The following is a 20,108-nucleotide window of genomic DNA, read 5'->3' as shown; positions in this document are numbered from 1 at the left end:
AGCAATGTAAGTTTTGCTTAGGACATAAAACCCAAAAAGCGAGTTGCGGCGCGAAGCGCCGCAACTCGCTTTTTGGGTTTTGGTTTGTACTGGCTAACTCTTGCTTTGCTATATAACTAAGACAAAAAAAACAAAATGGCTATGCCATTTTGTTTTTTTTGTCTTAGGGCGAGGTAATGGATGAGCCAATGCCTTGAAAGAAGACCCATGATAGAAAGAAATTGCTGATAAAGATCGCCAGCAAAGCCGTAACTACGGCTGTAGTCGTAGACTCTCCTACACCCTTGGCTCCGCCTGTAGTGGTTAAGCCCCACGTTGTGCCAATCACCGCAATTAACACCCCGAAAATACTAGATTTGATCAAAGCTGCAATTAAATCCCAAGGCTTCAGTAAGCTCTGCACTGAATTTAGAAATGTCGTGGGTGAAATGGCATACATCGCATCGGATAAAAATAACCCACCTGCCATACCTGTTAAAAAACCCATAATCGTCAAGATGGGCAACATTAATAGACAGGCGACCAGCCTAGGCGTCGCAAGGTAATCAATAGGATTAGTGCGGAGCATATAGAGCGCATCAATTTGCTCCGTTACTTGCATTGTGCCAATTTCGGCGGCAAAAGCTGAGCCAATCCGCCCCGCGATAATTACCGCAGTTAATACAGGAATTAACTCACGAGCGAGGGCGATCGCCAAAATGCCACCGATCGCCTGTTGAGCGCCAAAATTAATAAATTCCCTAGCAACTTGAATCGTGAATACCGCACCCACAAAAGAAGCCGTAATCAAAGTAATTAGCAACGACTCCGTCCCTACCACTGACATCTGCTCAATGGTATTGCGCCAATGAAAGCGGCGATAAATCAAAACATGGGTAATGATTTGTCCGATCATTAAAAAACTTTGTCCAAGCTTAATTAGCCAACTGCCAAAACTTCCCATGCTTTAAATTTCCTATGGCGATGCATTGAGGGGACTGCGATTTTGATAATTGATGGTGCGGCTTAGCCACGCCGCCAATTATACCAAAACATAAAATGGTATAGCCCTTTTGAGTTTTGGTATTACTTAATATAAAGCGTCCAATTGCAAGGATTGGTGAGTTCTCCATACTTACCTTGCAAAATCTGCCATATAGTCTCTCTCGTCCATAAATAGGCAACCATCAAAGAAGAATCTTCACTCACATCTACTCTTTCATACAAACTTGGATTAGCTTTTGTCGCTGTAATCGGCTGAGTTACCCCCTTAACCGTCACAAGTACGTCGGAATAACTAGCATAGTAAGCATTGCCATATTTTTTTGGTACGGCAAATAAAGCATATACGTGATGCTCGCCCAACCAAGGTTGCACTGTGATCTTGCGGGGATTAAATTTATAGACGGTCGCATCCGTAGCTTGTTCTTGCAGTTCTATACAATTAGCCGTAGAAGTATCAGGGATAAAAGACGCGGCAAGTAACCAGAGGCTAAAAACAACCAAGATTGAAGCAACCACCCCTAGGAGTCGCTGTATAAACTGCCTCTTTTTATATTTAGCTTGCTCTTGAATTGAGCGCTTGACTAATTTTTTAAGGAGCTTTTTGTTGGTTTCTTGATTCCTAGAATTCATCGGCAATCTTCAAGATGGGTTATGAGTAGGGCGATCGCATCAATATGTTGTTGGAGTTCCTTACCTGATAAGTTGCTGTTGTTAATGATAATACTGAAAATGAGTTCGCGATACTTGGGGGGACGAACATAGCCTGACAATGCTGCTGCACCAGTTAATGAGCCAGTTTTAGCTTGAATCAAACCCTGCGCGTCACTATCCTTAAACCTTCTCAATAATGTGCCATCCACACCTGCGATCGGTAAGGATTTCCGAAAATCTTGATCCATTGCAAGGGACTGCAAAAATTGGACGATCGCTATGGGCGTAGTGAGATTTTGGCGAGACAAGCCTGAGCCATCAGCTAAGGAAACAAGGTTAGGCGCAATATTTACCGACTGCAAATATTTATTGATGGCAAACATCCCGCCGCTCACACTATCATCGGGAGTAATCGCGTAGTAGCGATCGCCTAAGGCTCTCAGTAATAATTCTGCGTAAAGATTATTACTATTTTTGTTAGTTGTAGAAACGAGCTGAGAAAGTGGTGGCGACAAGCTAATGGCTAAATCTTGGAGAGGCTTAGATTGACTAAAATTAAGGCGTTTGGCATAGGTTTTCGTAGCTGATGTACTGGGCTTAGCCAAGTTACCGACGGTATCTGATAATTCAATACCCTGATTTTGCAATTCTTGGCGTAATAAACTCAAAAAACTTTCTTCGGGATCAGGGACAGAAACTGCATCAGGATCAGCTTTTGAGTTGATCGGTACTTGTCCACTGAGAATTAAAAGCTTCTGCCCATAGGGACGGGTTACCTGTAAGGAATAGTCAGATAGTTGATTTTCAGGAACTGCGTCAATGGTGACGGTTTGATTTTCTATCCGCCATTGACTAGCCAAGACAGGATTTTCCCATTCAAAAATGGCAGGCTGTCCAATCTGACTAGGGCGAACTGACCAATTGACCACATTTTCATCAATCGTAAAGGGTGAAGCGATCGCGGCATAGGATTCCTGCAAGTCCTGCCATTCCCAACTGCCAGATATTTCTGCTCCTTTGCGATTAGATAACATTCCCAGCCCACCCTTGATGCGTTTAACACCTCTATTTTTGAGTTGGGTAACTAGGGATTTTAAACTCGTATCTGAGCGAAAACTCGGATCACCAGAGGCAACTAGCCACAATTCGCCTTCCAGTTCTCCCTGAGCATTGGGTAAACTCTGGGATACCAATTTTGTAGTAAAGCGGTAGTCGGCTCCCAACACCTTGAGCGCGATCGCCGTAGTAAATAGCTTCGTATTGGAAGCAGGAATAAAGTAATGATCGCCATCCAGATTAACGAGAACTTTGGGATTTGGCTCACTAGTCTGGATGAAGACTCCCGTTCTCGCTGTTTTTAAATTGGGAGAGCGCGAGATTTTTTCGACTTCTTGCTGAAGCTGACTCGGACATACGCGATTGGGTTGAGCATAGCTGGGCGCTTCAAAAACTAACGAAATCGCAATTAAGGCGATCGCTATAGGTAGATCACCTAAATCAGTGAATATCTTGCGAGAAAGGGGGTGTATTTTTTCTTGCCAGATGGATTGACCAAACTGAGAAACAAGCCAAAAACAAACTGATGATCTCGGATAAAGTTTAGAAAAGGGTCGCATTGCGTCAATTGATTTGAATGAACAATCTGTAGTTTCAAATCCACTTAAGCCTGACTAAAACTTATCGGATGAAACAAGAATTAGTTAAGTTTTTTAAATTTTTCAAAATGGTGTTTCCATTGCGAAAAATTTCTTTAAACGATCCTTATAACGATGAAATACGGGATATAAACTCATATTTCATTATTATAAAAGTTATTTAAAGAACCCTATAAAAAAGCATTGCTCATAGGAATGTAAAAAACTTGTACATCTTATACAACTTATACAACTTTTTACAAGAAAAAGCTCTATAAACTTACAAGAAAAAGTCTGATAAATTAGGTTTAGCTCAACTTCATTTATAAAAATGTAAGTTTTGACTAGTACATACCCCCCTAAAGGGTCGTTACACTTTTAGAAATTGAAGCAGTTTTATAGCAAAGCAAGAGTTAGCGAGTACCAACCAAAACCCAAAAAGCGAGCTGCGGCGCGAAGCGCCGCAACTCGCTTTTTGGGTTTTATGTTCTAAAGCAAAAGCTAAGGGGGAGCATCGCACTTTGGCGCAGTCACGATTTGACCAAACTTAGAACAAACCAAAACCCGTAAAGTTGCACCCCGTAGGGGTGCAACTTTACGGGTTTTGGTAATTGCTTTAGCTCTTGTTTTTGAGTATTTGCACTCTTTCTAAATCACGTTTCACTTCAAAAGTTAATTCGCGATTTTTAGGATCAGTAGTAAGGGCTTTATTGAGATAAATTTCTGCTTCGCGTAACTTACCATTCAAAATCAACTCACTGCTCCACCGATGGTAGGTGACAGCTTGCCAATGGATTACTTCGGGAGTATTAGGAAATCTCTCGCTCATGCCTTCAACCACGGCGATCGCCACCACATACTTTTTCTGCTTTAGCAAATCCTGTACACGCCGCAGCATATCAAGTTTGAGCTTTAGTTCAGGATTACTATTAATCGGATCGATATTATTACTGACTTGCTTTACCTCAATTTTGATTTTGGGATGAGGTTGAGGTTGTTTACTCAGGGGCGGTTTTACAGGTGGCGGCGATGGGGCGGGAACAGGTTGCGATCGCGTAGCCCCATTTTTCGTAAAAATATCTTTGGAGAGGCTCTCCTTATCCGCATCTTTGAGGATTTTATAGGCTTCTTGCACCAGTCGAAACTTATCCGTAGCCGCAGGATCATCTTGATTAACATCAGGGTGATATTTCCTCGCGAGACGACGATATGCAACCTTTATATCTTCTAAGGTTGCATTGCGTGGAACGCCTAGGAGTCGGTAACATTCAGATATGTGCATGAAATGAAATGGATCGATTAAGTCGGAAATTGGAATAGCTATTCTGGTTTTTTACGAATTGTATACTTGCCCTTACTCGTTATGGGAGAGCCTTTATTAGCTTCCACAAGCTTAATATATTTATCCAAAGCGTCCTCCTTAGTCGCATGTTCTGAAATGACATGAACTTTACGACTACCAGCAATTTCGAGGACAACTTGATGCATAGATAAAGTAACTAAAAAAGTAACTAAAAAAGTAACTAAAAAATAAATCTAAAAAATAGTAAAAACCAGTCTAGCAAAAACCAAAACTCAAAAGGGCGCTTAGCGCCCTTTTGAGTTTTGGTTTTTTAGCGTTTCGCAAACTTTTTCGTCATCTTGCGTAATCGAATCGATTCAGGCGTAACCTCAAGAATTTCATCAGGACCAATGTATTCGAGGGCGCGTTCGAGACTCATCTCGATAGGAGCCTGCAACTGCACGATGTCATCCGCACCAGCCGCCCGCATGTTAGTAAGTTGCTTACTCTTACATACATTCAGTTCCATGTCTTGAGGACGATTATTTTCACCAATAATCATGCCCTTATACACCTTAGTACCAGGCTTAATAAAGAACACGCCACGATCTTCGGCGTTCTTTAAGGAAAACTCGGTAGCTGTGCCTTCTTCAAAGGAGATCAGTACCCCATTCCGACGGGCGCTAATTTCGCCAGCCGCAGGACGGTAATCGAGGAAGCTGTGGTTCATAATCCCAGCGCCACGGGTTGCGCGCATAAAGTCACCACGGAAGCCAATTAAGCCGCGTGCAGGCACAACAAACTCTAGCTGAGAGCGTCCAGTATCCGACATTTGCATATCGATCATTTCGGCGCGACGCTGACCGAGACGCTCAATACAGCCACCTACAGAGTCTTCGGGGACATCAAGGACAAGTACTTCATAGGGTTCGCACTTTTGACCATTGATTTCGCGATAAATAACTTGAGGCTGGGTTACTTGGAATTCGTAACCTTCACGACGCATGGTTTCGATCAAAATGCCTAAGTGCAATTCACCGCGTCCCGCTACCGCAAAGCGATCGGGAGATTCAGGATCTTCGGTAACACGCAAAGCCACATTGGTTTCGAGTTCGCGCAATAGGCGATCGCGTACTTGGCGAGTGGTTACCAATTTACCTTCTTGACCCACGAAAGGAGAGTCATTAACGCAGAAGGTCATCTGCAAAGTGGGTTCATCCACTTTGATCATGGGTAAAGCTAGAGGCTCATTAGGACAGGTAATGGTTTCACCGATGTTGGCGGTAGCAAAACCTGAAACCGCAACAATATTACCTGCGGATGAGGTTTGCATCTCCACGCGCTTTAAGCCATCAAATCCCAAGAGCTTGGTAATCTTGCCCTTAATGATCGAGCCATCCTCAGAAATGAGCGCCGCTTGCTGTCCAGAGGTAATCGTACCGTTATGGATTTTGCCAATCACAATACGACCCAAATATTCGGAATAGTCGAGGGTCGTAACTTGCAATTGCAAAGGTTTTTCAGGATCGCCCACGGGAGGAGATACATGGTGCAAGATTGACTCAAAGAGGGGCTTCATATCCACATTAGGCTCTTCTAGCTTCTCCTTGGCAAAGCCACCCATGCCTGAAGCAAATAGGTAGGGGAAATCGCACTGATCGTCATCAGCGCCAAGCTCAATAAATAAATCTAGGACTTTACTAACGGCTACATGGGGGTCGGCAAATTCGCGATCAATTTTATTGATTACAACAAGAGGACGTAAACCTTTTTCTAGGGCTTTTTTCAGCACAAAACGGGTTTGGGGCATTGGACCTTCGTTAGCATCAACGATTAATAAACAGCCCTCAACCATGCCAAGTACCCGTTCAACTTCGCCACCAAAGTCAGCGTGTCCGGGGGTATCAACGATGTTGATCAGCGTATCTTTGTATCTGACAGCAGTATTTTTTGAAAGGATGGTAATGCCGCGCTCACGCTCTAGGTCATTGGAATCCATGACGCATTCGACAAGGGCTTCTCCTTCACGAAAAGCGCCTGACTGTCTGAGGAGTGCGTCTACTAGAGTGGTTTTGCCGTGATCGACGTGGGCGATGATGGCAACGTTACGAATGAGGAGAGACATGGGTGATGTATCGAGTTAATCGAAAAACTTATTATTTCTTTATCTATTATGCGTGAATTTGTCAAAAAACTTTGTATGCCATCCAACAGGGAGGACAACACTATGGGCTGCCCTCCCTTTTTTTTTATTTAAACTATAGCAATGTAAGTTTTGCTTAGGACATAAAACCCAAAAAGCGAGTTGCGGCGCTTCGCGCCGCAACTCGCTTTTTGGGTTTTGGTTTGTACTGGCTAACTCTTGCTTTGCTATGTGAGTGGCGGCACTTCGCGCCGTCACTCATAGTTTAAATAATAAACAGGAGGGAAACTTAGCTTCTCTCCTGTTTATTCATATTTGCGGGGAGTGTAAACTCTCACGCGATCGCCATGATGCAAAATCCTTGTTTTACTGGAACCGATAATGATTAAAGTTTGCATATCTGCATGTTCGGGAGTTAACTGCGATAACGAAATTACCTGAACCGATTCACCTTTACGCCCCATTTTATGCCCCAATACTACAGGCGTATCAGGCGATCGCCATTGCATTAATAGCTCCTTGGCTCTAGTAAGCTGCCATCGACGCTGTGTGGAAATGGGATTGTAAATAGCGATCACAAAATCCGCTTGGGCGGCGGCGGCTAATCTCTGTTCGATAATCTCCCAAGGCTTGAGAATGTCCGATAGAGAAATTGTGCAGAAATCATGCCCAATCGGTGCGCCGATCGCGGCGGCTGTCGCCTGTACTGCGGAGATTCCTGCCGCTACGTGAATATTTATTTTGTGCCATTGATGATTGGGAGCATGATCGAGAACTTCAAACACCGCCGCCGCCATGCCATAAATTCCGGGATCGCCCGATGAAACAATGACTACGGATTTACCTTCGGAGGCTAGCTCTAGGGCGTGACGGGCGCGATCGAGTTCGACGCGATTATCGGAGACATGGATACTTTTGCCCTTTGTGAATTTTTTGACCAGATTTACATAGGTCTTATAGCCCACAAAATCAGTAGCTTCTTCCAAAATAGCTGTGACTTCGGGAGACATCCATTTTTCGGCTCCTGGCCCAGTGCCGATGATCGAGACTTTGCCTGTGTCTTGGTTAAGAAAATTTGCGCTAGCACTGTCGAGGGCTTGATAGGCTAAATAGTTAGCGCTTAATTTAGGGGCGATCGCTTCTAGATCTGCATCCTGAGCCAGAATTTCAATGTAGTGTTCCACCAGTTGGGGCTGCGCCTCATCTGCAAAGGGTAAATTACTTTCTAAGAGCCAAGGAGCCTCGCCAATGAGCTTAACCGAGGCTCCCGCCAATAAATCGGCTAAAAAAGTCTTTGCCTGTTCGTCAGAATTGAGCAGTTGATAACCTGCGGGCGGCGACAAGAGAGAGGTCTGAAATCGTAAATGCCCCGTCGTTGTAATTGCGGGCTGAATTTGAAAGAGCTGGGCTATTTCGGAAGCTAATTCATTGGCTCCGTTTAAACCGCCCAGTAATGGCACTACCGCGCTACCATCTTCTGCGATCGCAATTACTGGTGGTTCGGCTCGTTTATCAGAGAGTAGTGGTGCTAGCGATCGGATTAAAATTCCTGCGGCACAGATGCCAATAATCGGATGCCCTTGACTAAATAATTCACTAACGATGTCGCTAAATTTGGCATAGACGCGATCAGCACTTTGGGTGCGGGAAGCTAATCCGTAAATCGTGATCTGGGAATTAATTGCTTGAATTTGGCGAGCGATCGCAATACTTTTCTCTCCTAAAACGATGATGGCGGGAGGTTTCATTGTAAGTTTTGGCTAATTTGGAGCTAAGTTTTAGGCTAAGTTTTGGCGTTGTAAAGATTAACGTTAGTCATCTGAGCGCCATCAAATTGGGCTTCCTGCAAATAAGCCCAGCTTAAATTTGCACCTCGCAAATCTGCCCCACGCAGATCGGCTTTGCGGAGGTCGGCTCCCTTCAGGTTGGCATGACGTAAATTAGCGCGATGGAGATCGGCACTGCTGAGATTGGCATAGCTTAAATCTGAGCCAACTAATAAGGCTCGACAAAGCTTAGCTTTCGACAAATTTGATTTGCTCATTAATGCATGGCTAAAATCAACCTTGTGGAGGTCGGTATTCTGTAGATCTACCCCCACAAGGACAGCATTAGCAAAACTTTTTTTCCCCGTTCGGTATAGTTGTAAAAATTCTTTAGCATCCATCAATTGCAACAATTTTAAAAATAGATAAATTAAGAGATAAATTAAGTTAACGAAAGTATCGCCAAGCGGTACTTTCGTTAAAAACTCTAGCCTTCAAAGGAATCAAGATCGAGAGCCGCAGAGCCACCGCGATCGAGTTCTACTAACATTTGTCCTAATTGTCTCCAAACGAGGAGCGCAATACCCAAGGTGATCGGGACAGCAACGATATAGCCAAATAGGGTTGGTAGCCCAAATACTTCTAGTCCTGTAGCCATAAAGATCGCAATACTAATGGTCATGCCAAGGTAAGGAACTTTAATGCTGGCACTTTTGAGTTCTAACAAAACTCGCGAGGATTTGCTTTTTGACCAGATTTGCACAAGGTTGCGGAGAGTCACTTCAAAGGCGCGACCGCAAGCTAGCCCTGCAACTAGAGAAATTGCAAATAAAAAATAGGGGGGATCGGATGGAAAGTAGTAGTTCACAGGTATATAAACTTTTGGAGTATGTTTTTATCTTATAGCGATCGCCGCTTGTGTAATACCAAATTAAGAAATGGCGTAGCGATTTCTTAATTTGGTATGAGTCCGAGGGCAGCTAATTGAGCTTGAGCTTTTTGGAGGGATTCGCGCCACTCGCGATCGCTGACACTATCAGCCACAATCCCTGCGCCCACCTGCCCCCAGATCTGTCCATTGGTTTTCAGTAATGTCCGAATTAGGATATTGAGATCCATGTTGCCACGTTTGTCGATATAGCCACAGGAACCATAGAACAAACTACGGCGTTGAGGTTCCAACTTTTCGATAATTTCCATGCAACGCACCTTGGGACAGCCCGTAATTGTGCCTCCGGGGAAGGTGGCACGGATCAGATCGACTAGGGTGCGATCGCTGCGTAATTTACCGACCACATTACTCACCAGATGCATCACATGACTATAGCGCTCGATCGCCAAAAGCTCATCGACCTGCACAGTTCCCCATTCACAGACTCGCCCTAAATCATTGCGCTCAAGGTCAACCAGCATAATGTGTTCGGCTTGCTCCTTGGTACAGGCAAGCAATTCTTGCCCCAAGGCAAGATCTTGCTCAGGGGTCTTACCGCGTGGTCTTGTGCCTGCGATCGGACGGGTTTCAGCATGGCGATCGCGTAGGCTGACGAGGCGTTCTGGAGAGACGCTGATCACTTCGCCCCAAGTGGTGCGCCAGTAGCTTGCAAAAGGGGAGGGATTAATTTTTTGTAAATGTCGATATAGTTGCCAGCCGTCCGCTTGCCAAGGATAGCCAAAGCGCAAAGATAGATTTGATTGAAAAATATCCCCTGCATAGATATGACCCTTAGCAGTTTCCACCATTGCCTCATAGCCTTGCTGTTCAGGAGAGTAACTAGGTAACTGAATGTTTGCCAAAGGCAAACATTCAGTAGATTTAATTTGGTTGTGATGTAAGTCATGGCTTATGTACCGATCTAAGCGATCGCCTAATTCTTTTAGCTCTTGGCGATCGCTAGCCGCTAGCCAAACATCTTGAGACTGATGATCGATGACAGCAAAGCTGGAAGGCTTGTACCAAAAGGCTACGGGAAAAGGTAAATTGTCAGGCTTGGTGTAGGGAAGACGCTCAATTTCCCATGCAAGATCATAGCCAAGCCATCCCAAATAGCCTCCTGTAAAAGGTAAATGATCGGGTAAATCGGAAAAGTTTTCCGAAAAGTTTTCCGATTGGGGAATTGCTTGCATTTGCGATCGCAATTCCTCAAGACAGGGCAGAATTTCGCCAACGGCAGGAGTCCAAATCTGAAGCGGTTTCCCTGCGGCGATCGAATAGCGGGCTAGTTTTGAGGGGACTTGGGCAGGACTTTCCAATAAAACTGTAATTGGTTCCCCCGCATAGAGCGCTTCCCAGAGATCTGCGCCTGTCATTGCCGCAGGAAGCGATCGCTGCACCCACAACCAATCAGTCATAGAAAGATGTTTAAAAGTTAGTACGGTTTTATTATATAGACAGCACGGATCGCACCTGTTTACTGATGCCAAATCAAAGTACTACTCCCTTCCATAGCAAGAATTAGTGGTGCGGCGCGAAGCGCCGCACCACTAATTCTTGCTATAGCAATAGTAAGTTTTGCTTAGGACATAAAATTCAAAAAGCGAGTTGCAGCGCTTCGCGCTGCAACTCGCTTTTTGGGTTTGGTTTGTACTGGCTAACTCTTGCTTTGCTATATTTTTACACTGGAAAGGGATTACTCTCTTCCCAGTGTAAGAGTAGGCGTTGTAAATTAAGTAATTAGGAATGCCTTGCTTGGCAAGGCATTCCTAATTACTTAATGGGAAGGGATTATGAATCGTAGTTTATTTATCGGAATTCTCGTTGTGATTGGACTGATGGTATTGGCGAGTTCTTTGCCGAATAAATTCTATGGAGCCAACGATCGTAAGTTTATCGTGATCACAATTATTACTTGCATTGTTTCGGCGATCGGCTTAGCCGCATTTTTTGCAGTTCCATTTTTCACCAGCCATTAGGAAATCAAAACCCCAAGAAACAAGTGGCGGCGCGAAGCGCCGCCACTTGTTTCTTGGGGTTGATTAGTACTTTGCCATGTTGGGATCAACACCGTAGGCATAGGCATCAATGCCGCCCGCAATATTTTTAACATTTGTAAATCCCTGATTTACCAGCCATTGGCACATTTGCCCAGAGCGCATTCCGTGATGGCACAACACCAAGGTTTCCGCTTGGGGATCAAAATTTTCCTTGAAATCGTTTCCCCATAGCTCATATTCGCTAAGTGGCAAAACCGTAAAACCATCGATCGCCGCAATTTCCACCTCATCTCGTTCCCGCACATCGATTAATTGCAAATCTTGGTGATCGCCAGCTAAGCGTTCGGCTAGCTCTTGGACAGAAATTTGTATGATAGACATACGTGTAAAATATCTCTCAAAATATCTCTTAGGTATGAGTTAAAAACCTAGCATAAGACCCTGCTTCTACCACAAACTTATTCCCATTACCTACGCATCTGTCGAAACTAATGAGCCAGCCCATCGAAGAATTGTTGCAAGATCTCAAGAGTGAAGATGAACATATCCGCGATCGCGCCACACAAAATCTTTGGGAGATGTGGTTCATGCAAAAGGGAATGCAGGGTTTGCAGGTTCTTCGCAAGAGTCAAACCCTTGCGGACGGCGGCAACTTTAAACAGGCGGAATTGATGTTGACCCAATTAATTCAAGATCAACCCGATTTTGTCGAAGCTTGGAATCGACGAGCCGTTTTGTTTTATATGCAAGGTAATTACAAACGTTCGATCAAGGATTGCCAAAAGGCGATCGCCTTAAATCCCTATCATTTCGGTGCGGTGCATGGCTTAGGTTTATGCTATGCGGCGATCGGTAGTTACCATGAGGCGATCGCTACTTTTCGGATAGCTCTAGAAATTCAGCCCTTTTCCTTGACTAACAAAAAGCTCATCCTTGAATGTACTGCCATGCTCTAGAGTAAAACCTAAAAGGTGACGGCGCTTTGCGCCGCCACCTTTTAGGTTTTTTAATTCCGATTAATTAATTGGGCAAGGCGAGTTAATTCGTGCGAGGGAACAGAAGCGTAAATCGGTAAATACAGCACGCTATTCATTAATTTGGTGGCAAATACTGTCTCTTTTGCCAGTGATTTCAAACTAGTGGTTCCTGTAGTTGAGTCAAATCCTGCCTTTCTTAACTTCTGCATTAACATCTCTGGATTCTCCATCATCAAAGGAACTACCCAGTAGGAATGACTTATTGCATCTTTTCCCACACGCGCAACCGAATTCTCCAATAAATTAAGAAAGTCACGGGCAACCTGCGATCGCCGATCATAATAGGAAGCATCAAGATGCTCTAGTCGTTGTTGTAAAAGTCTGAGCATTCCATTGGGGGGGCGATATCGCAACTGAGCCTGAATATCTCCTTTCCCAAATCCACGAGTTAGCGTACTGATAAAATTATTGGTATCTATTTTCAGAAAATCTAAACAAGCGACAAGAAGCCCAAAGATTATCGGCGTAGAAAGAGATTTAAGGCAGAGATATTTGAGTAATCTTTTAAAGAACCAAAAATTGCTCTTAGTTAGATACGTTTGCTCGATCTCACGCATTCTCTCCGCCAAACTTTGATCGTGAACTATGGTGATAGAGCCACCTAAAGCTGAACAGGATTTAATTGGACCAAAACTAAAAAGATTGATATCCGCATCAGGATGCCCCAAATAACGCAATCCATCGAAAGCTTGAGCGCAGTCTTCTACGAGCAAGATATTATGCCTCTGGCATATCTCTACATAAGCATCAAGCGGTGCGATCGCCCCAAACAGATGCGCTACCACAAATAACCGACTGCGACTAGAAATAGATGCTTTGAAAAGTTCTAAGGATGGTGCAAGGGTCTCTAAATCAATATCGATGGGAATAGGAATCAAATTATGCTTTTTGACAATCTCTTCCATATGTCCGATATTCACAGCACTCATCATGATTTCCGATCCAGCAGGTAAGCTTAATGCTTGGAGTAGGAGATCGAAAGAAGTTCTGACACAAAGTGTGACCAAAATTTCTTTTGGTGTATGCCAATAGGATTGAATCTGAGTAATTATTTTCGCTCTATCAGACCATGCAAAGGAAGAAATTAGGCTGAGACTTAAATCCTTAATAGTGATATCTAAATTAATTCGTGGATATACTTTCATGGCGATCGCTCTCAAAAAAGCTGATTTTTTGCTCTGTACCATGCCATAGGCGATCGAGGTTGCTGCGATGTCGGTAAAGTATGAGGAGACTGCCGACACAAACCATCAATTTGTAGGCGAAGGGTGATTGAGTCAAAAGCATTAAACTTGGAGCAGCGATCGCTGCCAATGAAGAACTAATCGATGTCGTTCGCCACACAACGACAGTTGCTAACCAAAGACCAAATGCTCCTAAAGCTACGCTCCAATTCAAAGCTAATAGAATTCCCAAACCTGTAGCTACGGATTTTCCACCTTTAAAATTAATCCAACAGGAGTAACTATGTCCCAAAATTACTAGTAATGCTGAACTTACTACAATCCATTCATTCTGGAGTTGAATATTCATCTCAAAACTGCCAGTAAGCCATGCATTGGCGATGGGTTTAAATTTAGTAGCAGATTGAATTAGTGAGATAGTCGCTGCTCCTTTGATTAAATCAACTCCAAATACAAAAATGCCTTTACCCTTGCCAAGGGTGCGCCAGACATTGGCGGCTCCAGTCGAACCAGAACCATATTCTCTAATATCAATTCCTGCGCTTCGTCCTACTAAGTAACCTGTTGGTATCGAGCCTATAAAATAGGCAAGAATCAATAAGCCAAGTTCCATAACTAATCTCGCCAAGAGCGTATTTGAGCAATTAAATTAAGACTAATTCCCACTGGAGAATTGGTGCTATAGGGCTTCGTCCAATATCACTAATTCTTCATTTTATTATGCTTATTATGCCTGTTTTTTTATTAGAAATATAGCTATATTCACTTGCATTAGGACAAATCAAAACCCAAGAAGCGAGTGGCGGCGCAAAGCGCCGCCACTCGCTTCTTGGGTAACAAGACTGGCTATAGAAATACAACAAAAGGTGGGGCGTACGCCCCACCTTTTGTTTGTATTTCTAATAATTGTTATTCCAGAGAGGAGTGCGGCGGACAAAGGCGAGAATACAAACACCGATGCTGAGGCTGAGCCATCCGAGAATGAGCGTAACTAAAGGTAAAGCTTGATTAAAACTAAACAGAGACGTAAATTTTGACGAATTTTGGGTTGCAAAAAAAATGCTCATTAACAATAGAGCCGAGCCAACTTCCCAAGGCTGAAGATGCTTATCTGAAGATCTCGGTTGATCGCGATGGAGGCTATTTGTAGCAACTAATTGCAAGAAAAATCTGGCGATCGCAGGGCTGACAATGCAGACCCCAAGCAAAGCGATCGCACTGGCGATCGATAATTTGGAGGCTAAAGGAAACAAAAACAAAATTAGTCCGCCAACCGCAATAAACGCCGTACCTGCTAAAATCCCTGCCCCTTGCGGTAGCAAAACATTGGCTAAGCCAAGGCTATCTCGCTCCGTTTCCTGTTTCGCCAAATGAAACTCTTCTCGCAAAATTTGCCCTAATTGATCATTATGGCTCTCTCCCTCCTTGGTTTGACTGGTTAACATCGTCATTGCCAAAGGGAGCGTAATTTCACTCCTATTGCCAGACAGTTGCATCCAGCTTAATTCCCCATTCGCCTCCTGTAACTTCACTACCGCTAGTTGGGAAAATTGGCGTAAATCGATCGCATATTCCGCCGCCATTTCCCAGAGTCCACTAAAGCGCAGGTGCAGAATTTGGTCAGTAATTCTTAATTGGGCTTGCCATGTAAAAAATCCTGTTAGCCCAGTAGTCGCAAAAGCGATCGCCGCGATCGCTCGGATACTGGCTGAAAAATCCAGCATTGTCCAAAAGAAAAATCCCAAAACCATTAACACCAAACTATTAAACTGCCGAGGTTGCTGTCCTAATGCAGAAGGACTGACTAGAACAGTTTGGTCGGAATAGGTAACAATATTGAGCGCATCAGCACTAATTGTCTCCGTGGGAGTCTGGGGCTTGAGCTTTTTGTCTAAGGATGACGATTTTGATTGATTAGAGCGCAGGAGTAATGCAAAGGATAGTCCAGTAAAAATCGCCGCAGGTAAAGTCCACCACACAGCAATTACTGGTTTTGCCAAATTTTCACCAAGAATCTCAAAACTACTAAGTAACCCAATTAAAGTCAAAAAATAGCCAGCAATAGCAATTAACTGACCTTGCGAAAATGCATATTCCGAATTTTGGCGGCAAACATCCACCACTGACTTCGCTGTATATAAACCTATAAGTAGCCCGCCAATTAAGAGGCAAGACTCAATCACTAAAAATAGGGGATCGCCGATTCTCATAAGTAGCGAAGTTGCTACTATTAGCATCAAGAAACCTGCAAAGCCAAAATTTAGAGAAATAGGATAAGTCGCTTGTCGCCATCCCCACCCGACTTTACCTGATACCAATTGTCGCTGTGAGTGAAAGGGCGAAACTTGCATAGGCGTAAATATTAGTTAAGTAAGTGATTATTAAACCGTAGCGATCGCCTCATGTCGCGCAAAAATCATCCGACCTGCTGAAGTCTGCAAAGCACTGGTCACGATCACAATGATTTGCTTACCGAGATATTCGCGACCTTCTTCGATGACCACCATTGTGCCATCTTCCAGATAGCCAATCCCTTGAGAGGCTTCCTTGCCTTCCTTCAGTACCTTGAGTTCGAGGGAGTCCCCCGGCAAATAAGTGGGGCGCAAGGCTTGAGCCAGATCGTTAATGTTGAGAACTTCAACCTGTTGCAAATTGGCAACTTTGTTGAGGTTGTAGTCATTGGTAATTAGGGTGCAGCTTAGCTCTTGGGCGAGGCGCACTAATTTAGCATCAACGGTATGCAAATCCTCAAAGTCCGCCGAGTGGATCGTGATGCGATCGCTATACTGCTCACGCATATTATTGAGAATATCTAAACCACGTCTGCCACGTACCCGTTTTTGATCGTTAGAACTATCTGCGATCGTCTGCAATTCTTGAATTACAAAATGCGGGATCAGTAACTGCCCTTCCAAAAATCCCGTTTCCATCAAAGTCTGGATGCGTCCATCAATGACCGTGCTAGTATCCAAAACCTTAGCGGTGGCTGTACGCAAAGTTCCATCGGCTAACAAGCTGCTTTCGACATTGTTGGGATTGATTAAGCGCAATAGAGCGCGTCCGTGAGTATCTGAGAGGGTCATCCCCGAATAGGCAAAGATAATGCTCACTAAGATGGCAGTAAGGGGCTTAATGAAGGCAAAATCTTCGGGAATGGGGATCAAGAATAGGGGAGCTAACATCAAGTTAGCCACCAATAGCCCAAATACTAAGCCAACCGCCCTTCCCAAAATTGTCTCAATGGGCAAGTCGCGGACATTGGACTCGATGCGGCGATAGGTGTTTTGGACAATCAAGCCCGCCACTAGCCCCACAAAGGAACCAACACCCAAAGTCACCCAACGGAAACTTTGCACATTGAGTTGGGCGATCAGGTCTGACGGTAGAAAATCAATGCCGTGGAAGCCAGTGCCTGCTCCCGCTAGAATGAATGTGAAGATGATAATAGCGTCAATCATAGGGCGGAACTCCGCTTGGACGAATAAATATTAAGGATTTGAGATCAACAAAAATAATCTCTAGCCTATCGGTCTAATTGAGTTTTTGGTAATAGTCTTCCAACTTTCTCAATCCTTTGCATACAATTCTACACAACTCTCAACAATGATGTATCTCTTGATGCATCCAGTCCCGTCTATTTACTTCAAAACTATAGCAAAGCAAGAGTTAGCCAGTACAAACCAAAACCTAAAAAGCGAGTTGCGGCGCGAAGCGCCGCAACTCGCTTTTTGGGTTTTATGTCCTAAGCAAACCTTACATTGCTATAAGAATTAGTGGGGCGATGATTCGCGCCGCCCTACTAATTCTTGGGGGCTAAAGGACTAGCTTCTTTAGGACAGCCTTCGTTAGACTTTTGACCGTCAGGCATAATTGCGCCGCAAAAGTTTGTCTCGTTGATATATGCGCCTGTCAAATCTGCGCCTGTGAGGTCGGCTCCGCGTAAATCTGCTTTATCGAGAATTGCCCCAATCAGATTTGCTTCCCGAAGATCGGCAAGCTTGAGGTCTGCCGAGAATAGATTGGCATTGCGTAGACTCGCTCCGCGAAGATTGGCAAAGCTGAGTTTGACTCGCGAGAGGTCGCAACCTTGACATTCTTTGGTTTGTAAAATTTGACGAATTTGATTGGGATCGGCAAAAGCGGCTTCGTAATTAGTAGTGGCGATCGCCACCACTAGCCCTGAAATTAGTCCTGATAGTAGCCAATAAGGATTAATGAAAGTTTTCATAAATTAGGGGTCTGCAAGAATTAATTTGGGGTGATGGGGCAAAGCTACGCTACTAAAAATTGATTCTTTATTTTACTGTGCCTTTCATAATCAAGGCGTTGTTTGACAACGACTTGATTATGAATTAGGAAACTGCATCACCAAAAATTGCGATCGCAATCACAAGCACTGAGATCTTATGTCACTGAGGGTTGCTCTAAAAAACCTGATTATATATTCATCAAGCAATCGGTATCGCCCATTCGGTTAAGTTGATCGGAGGAAGTGGCGATCGCCACCTTTACCAGAAAATTAAGTCTTATACCAAATGAAGAAATTACTACGCCATTTCTTTATTTAAAAAACCTTACTGGGTTTGGTGTTTAAATCACAAAAGTGTTGTCAAACTTTCGTGATTTGGTATTAGAAGGTAAGTTGTTGATTTTGATGATTAATCGATTTTGTTGAAAGCATTTAGAGAACGCAGCAGAGAGGCAGTTATGAAAAGTACATTTGTCGCCACATTATTAGCAGTTTCAGGTTTCGCTATTTCAGGTTTCGCTTTTGCTAACTCCGTTAATGCCCAAAGTGCGATCGTTGCTGCCCTCTACCAAAATCCACCTGCTCCTCAAACCGAAGTGCGCTACGAAGAAAACTTAGGAGCAAATAGCAATCAAATTATCATTGCCGTTAATACTACGCCAGAGGTCAAGGCGATCGCTGAAAATTTGATGTTTGGTGATAGCTACGATCGCATTGTGACTATGAATAGCTCTGGAAATAGCTCTGAGCATTTAGCTTGTATGGTTAATGGCAAAGGTTCTGTGGATGGGACTGTAATGTGTGGCTTTATCGATCACGAATAGTACTCTCCAAAAGTGGCGACGCAAAGCGTCGCCACTTTTGGATTAAGCAATATTGGCGTTATTTTTAATTTCGTTGAGCTTTTGTAAGCCAAACTGAGCACGTTTAATCTGCTTTTCGCACAGATTCTCTATGTCAGTTCGCCCGATCTCAATGCCATGCTGAGTATCGGTAGCTCGATCAAAAAATACAATACTGTCAACCTGTTTCATGCCAATTAAACGAAATAGCATCTCAATTACGTTGTATTCTGCACATTCTAAACTTTCATCATTGAGCTTAAGTCGATCAATATTGGCGGGAGTGCGATCGCAATAGGCATATATCGTCACTTTTTCCACCTCAGGATTATCGTGATTACTAAGCGGCGTAAGCAACCATCCGCCTTCAATATCTTGAATCAGAAAGTAATTAGTGTATTTTAAATTTTTGGCGATCGCTTTGAGTACTGAGGCGATCAAGCTGACTGCGCTGGCAGTTTCCTCATCGGGTGTACTTTGAACTAATAAAGCTACTTGGCGATCGAGAATTTGCTCTTTAGTTAGCATTAATATTATTACCTTCCTAATAAATAAATACTGGTGCGCGGCGAAGCCGCACCAGTATTTATTTAAGTTATATCCGCACTATTAGCAGATCGTCTTAGCGATGGCTTAAGAACGTTTGGCTGTAAGGCTTCCAAAGTCTCAAATAGGGCTTCGCGGGTGGTGATTTCAGTTTCACGGTTCAGCAAAAGATTGCAATAGTCGGCGATCGCTTTCTCTTGAACCGCAGGCAAGCGATTAGTTTGGACATATTGCGTAATTTGCTTAATCGCAATTAACCGAGCCAGATCGTCATTAACGGCTAGCTGGGTAATCAGTTGATCAAAATTATTTTGCTGACGTTGGAGCCATTGACTAAAACTTTGACGAATTAAAAGTACTAAAACAGTTAAGGTCGCGCCTAATTGCAAAATACTAGCCGACGCTAGCCAATGATTGTCTTGGCTTGACCAGAGGGCTAGTAAGGTATAGGTCAAAAAAACTGTGACCGTGCCACTTGCCACCGATAAAGGCAGATAACGGTAAGGACTTTGGAAAAATTTGTGGATCTTCCACAAAATCGCATTCCAGTTCCAGTCCTGCATTACATAAATGGCAGTCATCGCCATAATTCCTGCACTAGTTGCGGCAATTAATTGCCAATTCCACACCAGCAGCATCACCAAAAAAATTGCTAACAAAGCCCATACTGGCAAGCCTTGCTCGCGAGTAAGTCCATGCCAAAGCGATCGCAAAGCCTGTTGAGACTGCGATGTTGAATTTGTATCCTGCTCTTGAAATCGGAAATCTTTGACCACTGTGTATCCCTAGGGACTCTACTAGCTAATATACCAAAAGAAGAAGCCCGCTTCGCGCTTAATACCAAAACACAAAATGGCAA

21 protein-coding genes are annotated in these 20,108 nt (G+C 43.8%); 3 read left to right on the top strand and 18 right to left on the bottom strand.

Translation table 11 applies throughout. From position 1 onward, the window contains the following. Nucleotides 1-163: 163 nt before the first annotated feature. The 10 genes from H6F42_RS15180 to H6F42_RS15135 all read right to left on the bottom strand — a co-directional run bounded on the left by H6F42_RS15180 (nt 164) and on the right by H6F42_RS15135 (nt 10,809). On the bottom strand, nt 164-943 hold the full coding sequence (locus H6F42_RS15180; RefSeq protein ID WP_190400198.1) for an MlaE family lipid ABC transporter permease subunit: 780 nt from the start codon (nt 941-943) through the stop codon (nt 164-166). Between the two features lie 122 nt (nt 944-1,065). Beyond that, nucleotides 1,066-1,614 (bottom strand): hypothetical protein, encoded by a 549-nt coding sequence (locus H6F42_RS15175; RefSeq protein ID WP_190400197.1) that lies wholly within the window; start codon nt 1,612-1,614, stop codon nt 1,066-1,068. Further along, nucleotides 1,611-3,251, bottom strand: coding sequence for a D-alanyl-D-alanine carboxypeptidase/D-alanyl-D-alanine-endopeptidase (gene dacB, locus H6F42_RS15170; RefSeq protein WP_190400196.1), 1,641 nt, complete (start codon nt 3,249-3,251; stop codon nt 1,611-1,613). Before dacB ends, H6F42_RS15175 begins: the two co-directional genes overlap by 4 nt. A 634-nt stretch (nt 3,252-3,885) precedes the next feature. After that, nucleotides 3,886-4,551: a DnaJ domain-containing protein gene (locus H6F42_RS15165; protein WP_190400195.1), complete on the bottom strand. Its 666-nt coding sequence runs from the start codon at nt 4,549-4,551 to the stop codon at nt 3,886-3,888. 38 nt (nt 4,552-4,589) lie between these two features. Beyond that, complete coding sequence (locus H6F42_RS15160; RefSeq protein ID WP_190400194.1) at nt 4,590-4,757, bottom strand: hypothetical protein; 168 nt, start codon at nt 4,755-4,757, stop codon at nt 4,590-4,592. A 125-nt stretch (nt 4,758-4,882) separates the two neighbouring features. Further along, nucleotides 4,883-6,676 (bottom strand): translational GTPase TypA, encoded by a 1,794-nt coding sequence (gene typA / locus H6F42_RS15155; protein WP_190400193.1) that lies wholly within the window; start codon nt 6,674-6,676, stop codon nt 4,883-4,885. 323 nt (nt 6,677-6,999) lie between these two features. Continuing rightward, on the bottom strand, nt 7,000-8,442 hold the full coding sequence (gene cobJ, locus H6F42_RS15150; protein ID WP_190400192.1) for a precorrin-3B C(17)-methyltransferase: 1,443 nt from the start codon (nt 8,440-8,442) through the stop codon (nt 7,000-7,002). A 35-nt stretch (nt 8,443-8,477) separates the two neighbouring features. Further along, complete coding sequence (locus H6F42_RS15145) at nt 8,478-8,861, bottom strand: pentapeptide repeat-containing protein (RefSeq protein ID WP_190400191.1); 384 nt, start codon at nt 8,859-8,861, stop codon at nt 8,478-8,480. 86 nt (nt 8,862-8,947) lie between these two features. After that, nucleotides 8,948-9,328 (bottom strand): hypothetical protein, encoded by a 381-nt coding sequence (locus H6F42_RS15140; protein ID WP_190400190.1) that lies wholly within the window; start codon nt 9,326-9,328, stop codon nt 8,948-8,950. Between the two features lie 86 nt (nt 9,329-9,414). Further along, a complete protein-coding gene (locus H6F42_RS15135) occupies nt 9,415-10,809 on the bottom strand; it encodes an anthranilate synthase component I (protein WP_190400189.1) in 1,395 nt (464 codons plus the stop codon). Between the two features lie 375 nt (nt 10,810-11,184). Between H6F42_RS15135 and H6F42_RS15130 the strand changes: the two genes are divergently transcribed. Then, entirely contained in the window at nt 11,185-11,370 is a 186-nt protein-coding gene (locus tag H6F42_RS15130) for a hypothetical protein (RefSeq protein WP_190400188.1), read from the top strand. Between the two features lie 63 nt (nt 11,371-11,433). Here the strand turns inward: H6F42_RS15130 and H6F42_RS15125 are convergent, their stop codons facing one another. Next, nucleotides 11,434-11,772 (bottom strand): rhodanese-like domain-containing protein, encoded by a 339-nt coding sequence (locus H6F42_RS15125; RefSeq protein ID WP_190400187.1) that lies wholly within the window; start codon nt 11,770-11,772, stop codon nt 11,434-11,436. 110 nt (nt 11,773-11,882) lie between these two features. On the opposite strand from H6F42_RS15125, the gene H6F42_RS15120 reads away from it, so the two are divergent. Continuing rightward, the gene (locus tag H6F42_RS15120; RefSeq protein WP_190400186.1) at nt 11,883-12,347 is read left to right on the top strand and encodes a tetratricopeptide repeat protein; all 465 of its coding nucleotides are present in this window, start codon (nt 11,883-11,885) and stop codon (nt 12,345-12,347) included. A gap of 50 nt (nt 12,348-12,397) precedes the next feature. Here H6F42_RS15120 and H6F42_RS15115 read toward each other — a convergent pair whose 3' ends face one another. From H6F42_RS15115 to H6F42_RS15095, 5 genes are all read right to left on the bottom strand, one after another. Further along, complete coding sequence (locus H6F42_RS15115; RefSeq protein WP_190400217.1) at nt 12,398-13,573, bottom strand: DegT/DnrJ/EryC1/StrS family aminotransferase; 1,176 nt, start codon at nt 13,571-13,573, stop codon at nt 12,398-12,400. Further along, complete coding sequence (gene plsY / locus H6F42_RS15110; RefSeq protein ID WP_190400185.1) at nt 13,551-14,225, bottom strand: glycerol-3-phosphate 1-O-acyltransferase PlsY; 675 nt, start codon at nt 14,223-14,225, stop codon at nt 13,551-13,553. The genes H6F42_RS15115 and plsY overlap by 23 nt, the downstream gene beginning before the upstream one ends. A 286-nt stretch (nt 14,226-14,511) precedes the next feature. Further along, nucleotides 14,512-15,963 (bottom strand): hypothetical protein, encoded by a 1,452-nt coding sequence (locus H6F42_RS15105; protein ID WP_190400184.1) that lies wholly within the window; start codon nt 15,961-15,963, stop codon nt 14,512-14,514. 30 nt (nt 15,964-15,993) lie between these two features. Further along, nucleotides 15,994-17,070, bottom strand: a complete 1,077-nt coding sequence (locus H6F42_RS15100; protein WP_190400183.1) for a PIN/TRAM domain-containing protein — start codon at nt 17,068-17,070, stop codon at nt 15,994-15,996. A 341-nt stretch (nt 17,071-17,411) separates the two neighbouring features. Beyond that, nucleotides 17,412-17,840 (bottom strand): pentapeptide repeat-containing protein, encoded by a 429-nt coding sequence (locus H6F42_RS15095; protein WP_190400182.1) that lies wholly within the window; start codon nt 17,838-17,840, stop codon nt 17,412-17,414. 479 nt (nt 17,841-18,319) lie between these two features. Between H6F42_RS15095 and H6F42_RS15090 the strand changes: the two genes are divergently transcribed. Continuing rightward, complete coding sequence (locus H6F42_RS15090) at nt 18,320-18,685, top strand: hypothetical protein (RefSeq protein WP_190400181.1); 366 nt, start codon at nt 18,320-18,322, stop codon at nt 18,683-18,685. A gap of 42 nt (nt 18,686-18,727) precedes the next feature. On the opposite strand, the gene H6F42_RS15085 is transcribed toward H6F42_RS15090, so the two are convergent. Together H6F42_RS15085 and H6F42_RS15080 are read right to left on the bottom strand one after the other, a co-directional pair. Continuing rightward, a complete protein-coding gene (locus tag H6F42_RS15085) occupies nt 18,728-19,231 on the bottom strand; it encodes a hypothetical protein (protein ID WP_190400180.1) in 504 nt (167 codons plus the stop codon). 62 nt (nt 19,232-19,293) lie between these two features. Then, on the bottom strand, nt 19,294-20,025 hold the full coding sequence (locus H6F42_RS15080) for a hypothetical protein (protein WP_190400179.1): 732 nt from the start codon (nt 20,023-20,025) through the stop codon (nt 19,294-19,296). Nucleotides 20,026-20,108: the final 83 nt, after the last annotated feature.

The sequence above is a fragment of the Pseudanabaena sp. FACHB-1998 genome (assembly GCF_014696355.1).
Taxonomy (GTDB): Bacteria; Cyanobacteriota; Cyanobacteriia; order Pseudanabaenales; family Pseudanabaenaceae; genus Pseudanabaena.
The sequence above is the reverse complement of the archived record's forward strand: the minus strand, read 5'-3'. Positions and strand labels throughout refer to the sequence as shown.